The organism is Algoriphagus sp. 10J20-15 (genome assembly GCF_055809615.1).
Genome location: NZ_JBVVUG010000033.1, coordinates 1 through 5303, shown reverse-complemented (window position 1 = coordinate 5303; position 5303 = coordinate 1). Strand labels below are relative to the sequence as shown.

Here is a 5303-nt window from a genome sequence, read left to right as displayed (position 1 = left end):
ACTCAGTACCCAAAGATGCGGCAGTGATACCCTGTAGAGTAGGCTTAGAAACCGCAGTTTCAGCATCTCGTACTTGCACCAACTTAAGATCCTTACGCTTCAAGCTAGAATTCTCATCTCTCAATCTTCTTGCAGAGATAATCATACCTGGCTTCAACGTAGAAGAATCACCAGCATCCATAACCACCTTACGGTCAAGAATATTATCATTCTCTTCTCTGAATGCCCACTTATCCACTACTTGATTCTGCAGGAATCCAGTATCACCAGCATCAAGGATTTCAACTTTCTGCATCATTTGAGATACGATCACCTCGATGTGCTTATCGTTGATTTTCACACCTTGAAGACGATAGACTTCCTGGATTTCATTTACTAAGTATTCTTGAACAGCAGTTGGGCCTTTGATAGACAAGATATCATTTGGAGTGATCGCTCCATCAGAAAGTGGTTCACCAGCTCTGATAAAGTCATTCTCCTGAACCAAAATATGCTTAGAAAGAGATACCATGTATTTCTTAATTACTCCATCTTTGGACTCAATGATGATTTCTCTGTTACCTCTCTTGATACCTCCGTAAGATACTACACCATCAATTTCAGAAACTACAGCCGGATTGGATGGGTTTCTTGCTTCGAATAGCTCTGTAACTCGTGGAAGACCACCAGTAATATCTCTTGTTTTACCAACAGATCTTGGGATTTTTACCAAGATTTGACCTGATTTAACTTTGTCTCCAGCCTCAATTGCCAAGTGAGCTCCTACAGGAATGTTATATCCTTTAGACTCTTCACCATAGTTGACAATGATTGCAGGGTTCTTAGTTCTATCTTTTGTATCGATAATTACTTTCTCACGGAAGCCTGTCTGATCATCGGACACTTCTTTGAAAGTAACGCCTTCTACGATTGCTTCGAATTCAATTTTACCATCGAATTCAGATAGGATAACTGCATTATATGGATCCCACTTACATAGAGTCTGACCCTTAGTAACTTTCTCCTTATCCTTCACATTGACAATTGAACCATATGGTGCATGATTAGACACTAATGTCTTACCTGTCTTAGGATCATTCACTTTGATCTCACCAGATCTACCCATGACCACCGTTACTGGTTCGCCATCCTTATTGGTAGTCTCGATTAATCTCAATTCATCGTCAAATTCTACAACACCGTCGAACTTAGCTATCACACTCGCTTCTACAGCCATGTTTGATGCAGTACCACCTACGTGGAAAGTTCTCAATGTAAGCTGAGTACCAGGCTCACCGATTGATTGTGCAGCGATAACACCTACAGATTCACCTGTCTGTACCATATGGCCAGATGAGGTTAGATTTCTTCCGTAGCATTTCCCACATACACCTCTACGAGTCTCACACGTCAATACAGATCTGATCTCAACCTCGTCAATACCAGATTCGTCAATCAACTGAGCAACCTCATCGCTGATCATAACTCCTGATTCAATGATCAACTCATCCGTTTCTGGATGGTATATATCATGGACAGAAACTCTACCTACAACTCTCTCAGAAAGTGGCTCGACGATATCGTCATTATCTCTCAATGGCTGAACCATCAATCCTCTCAAACTACCACAATCGTCTTCAGTCACAATCATATCCTGCGCCACATCCACTAGACGTCTGGTTAGGTAACCAGCATCGGCAGTTTTCAATGCAGTATCGGCGAGGCCTTTACGTGCACCGTGCGTAGAGATAAAGTATTCCAATACATCCAGTCCTTCTTTGAAGTTTGAAAGGATTGGGTTTTCGATGATCTCACCTACAGAACCTTGAAGGTTTTTCTGTGGCTTAGCCATCAAGCCTCTCATACCACCCAGCTGACGAATTTGTTCTCTGGAACCACGGGCTCCTGAGTGCATCATCATGTAGATAGCATTGAATCCTTGCTTATCCTCTTCCATCTGCTTCATCAGATTATTAGTCAAATGAGAGTTGGTACGAGTCCAAATATCAATTACTTGATTGTATCGTTCGTTATCCGTGATTAGACCCATTAGGTAGTTGTTCCATACTTGGTCAACTTCGTCTTTGGCCTTAGTAATCATCGGCTCTTTTTCTTCTGGGATGATTACATCATTCAGACCCATAGATAGACCACCTTTGTAGGCCATCTGGAATCCAAGGTTTTTGATATCATCCAAGAATTGAGCTGTACGTGCCATTCCACATACCTTAACCACTTTAGCAATAATCTGCTGAAGTTTTTTCTTGGTCAAAAGCTCATTTACATAACCTACTTCTTTTGGTACAAACTGGTTGAAAATCAATCTACCGGCTACGGTTTCAATAATCTCATCCTTGTAACCTCCATCTTCGGTTCTTACCTGTACTTTACATTTGATATTCGCATGCTTGGAGATTTGCTCCTCATTCAATGCGATGATCACTTCTTCAGTGCTGTAGAATGTCATTCCTTCGCCAGGAACCTTCTCCTCTGGAGTAGATCTCTTACCCTTGGTCACGTAGTATAGACCCAATACCATATCCTGAGAAGGTACAGTAATTGGAGCTCCGTTGGCAGGGTTAAGAATATTGTGCGAAGAAAGCATCAACGTAGAAGCTTCCAAGATCGCTTCATGTCCAAGCGGTACGTGAACTGCCATCTGATCACCGTCAAAATCGGCGTTGAATGCAGTACATACCAATGGGTGAAGCTGGATAGCTTTTCCTTCTATAAGCTTTGGCTGGAAAGCTTGGATACCTAGTCTGTGAAGAGTAGGGGCACGGTTAAGGAGCACAGGGTGTCCCTTCAATACGTTTTCCAAAATATCCCAAACCACAGGATCTTTACGATCAACAATTTTCTTGGCCGACTTAACTGTCTTCACAATACCTCTTTCGATCAGTTTTCTGATGATGAAAGGCTTGAAAAGTTCAGCCGCCATATTTTTAGGAAGACCACACTCGTGAAGCTTCAACTCAGGACCTACCACGATCACAGAACGACCGGAGTAATCCACACGCTTACCGAGCAAGTTTTGACGGAATCGACCTTGCTTACCTTTCAACATATCGGAAAGGGATTTCAAAGCACGGTTTCCATCAGATCTTACTGCATTTACTTTTCTAGAGTTATCGAATAGAGAATCTACAGCTTCCTGAAGCATTCTTTTTTCGTTTCTCAAAATTACCTCTGGAGCTTTGATATCGATCAATCTCTTCAGACGGTTGTTTCTGATGATAACTCTTCTATAAAGGTCATTCAAATCGGAAGTCGCAAAACGACCGCCATCCAAAGGAACCAATGGACGCAATTCCGGTGGAATAACTGGAACCATACGAACAACCATCCACTCAGGACGGTTTTCGATTCTTGTTCTAGCATCACGGAATGCTTCTACCACTTTAAGTCTTTTCAGTGCTTCTGCTTTTCTCTGTTGAGAAGTATCAGTAGCAGCTTGGTGACGAAGTGCATAAGAAAGGTCATCCAGATCAATTCTTGCCAATAGCATCTCCAACGCTTCAGCACCCATTTTGGCGATGAATTTATTTGGATCCTCATCGTCAAGCATATGGTTTTCCTTAGGAAGCTTGTCCATGATATCCAGGTATTCATCTTCAGTCAGGAAGTCCAAATATTGAACTCCCTCTTCTGCTTTGATGCCTGGCTGAACAACCGCATAACGCTCGTAATAGACAATCTGATCAAGTTTCTTAGTCGGAAGACCAAGTAGATAACCGATTTTATTAGGAAGAGATTTGAAATACCAAATGTGGGCAACTGGTACTACCAGCTCGATGTGCCCCATTCTCTCTCTTCTTACTTTCTTCTCTGTAACCTCTACACCGCAGCGATCACAGATAATACCTTTATACCTGATGCGCTTGTACTTGCCACAATGACACTCCCAATCCTTTACAGGACCAAAGATTCTCTCACAGAACAAACCGCCCATTTCAGGCTTGTAGGTTCTATAATTGATGGTCTCTGGCTGGGTCACTTCACCGTTTGAGCTATCCAGAATTGATTCTGGGGAAGCCAAACTGATGGTGACTCTGGAAAAATCATTGTTAAGTTTTTTATTTTTTCTGAACGCCATAGTTTTTTGAAAGATATGTAAAGGGCTCTTGCGAGCCCATTCGCTTTATTAATCTAGGGTAATTTCAAGAGCCAAACCTCTTAATTCATGAACCAATACGTTGAATGATTCAGGAATATTAGGCTTAGGAAGGTTTTCACCTTTCACAATCGCTTCGTAAGCTTTTGCTCTACCAATTACGTCATCAGACTTCACTGTCAGGATTTCCTGAAGTACGTGTGATGCACCGAATGCCTCAAGTGCCCAAACTTCCATTTCTCCGAAACGCTGACCACCAAACTGGGCTTTACCACCCAATGGTTGCTGCGTGATCAATGAGTATGGACCGATTGAACGTGCGTGCATCTTATCATCTACTAAGTGACCAAGCTTCAGCATGTATGCGATACCTACTGTAATTGGCTGATCGAATTTCACACCAGAAAGTCCATCGTATAAGTAGGTACGACCATAAGCTGGCAGCCCTGCCAATTCCAATTCGTGAGATACTTCTTCCATGGAAGCACCATCAAAGATTGGAGTAGCATATTTCTTATCCAGTTTCTGACCAGCCCAAGCCAATACAGTTTCGAAGATCTGCCCGATGTTCATACGAGAAGGTACACCCAGTGGATTCAATACGATATCCATTGGAGTTCCATCCTCAAGGAACGGCATATCCTCGTCTCTTACGATTCTTGCTACTATACCTTTGTTACCGTGACGCCCCGCCATCTTATCACCAACTTTAAGCTTGCGCTTTTTAGCGATGTAAACTTTGGCAAGCTGTACGATACCTGCAGGAAGTTCGTCACCTACTTCAAGTGTAAATCTTTCACGCTTGAATGTACCTGCAATTTCATTTCTCGAATTAATGAAGTTTTTCACCAATTGAGCAATCAACTCATTGGTATGAGGATCATTGGTCCAATCGTCAAGAACGATGTCAGAAATAAGGTTAGCCTCTTCAGGAACATTGTAATTACTCTCATCTCTGTAAGGGTTCTTAGCAGGGAAAAGATTATTCTCAATATTCTTTTGGTTGAACTTCTGTCCTTTAGTGATAATCTCATCACCGAACTTATGCTTAACACCTTGAGAAGTTTTGCCATCAAGGATAGTCACCATCTTATTGATCATTCGAGCTCTGATACCCAAAAGATCTTTAGAATAGCGTGCTTTCAGTTTTTCAACCTCAGCTTTAGCCTTAGCTCTTACGTCTTTATCTTTTTTAGGTCTTGCGAGGTGC

2 protein-coding genes are annotated in these 5303 nt (G+C 42.1%); both read right to left on the bottom strand.

Going from position 1 to position 5303, the window contains the following annotated elements:
- On the bottom strand, positions 1 to 4075 hold a 4075-nt coding region (gene rpoC / locus AC0L6R_RS13440), incomplete at its 3' end, for a DNA-directed RNA polymerase subunit beta' (protein ID WP_473271644.1).
- 48 nt (positions 4076 to 4123) lie between these two features.
- A partial coding sequence (locus AC0L6R_RS13435; protein ID WP_473271643.1) for a DNA-directed RNA polymerase subunit beta occupies positions 4124 to 5303 on the bottom strand: 1180 nt, incomplete at its 5' end.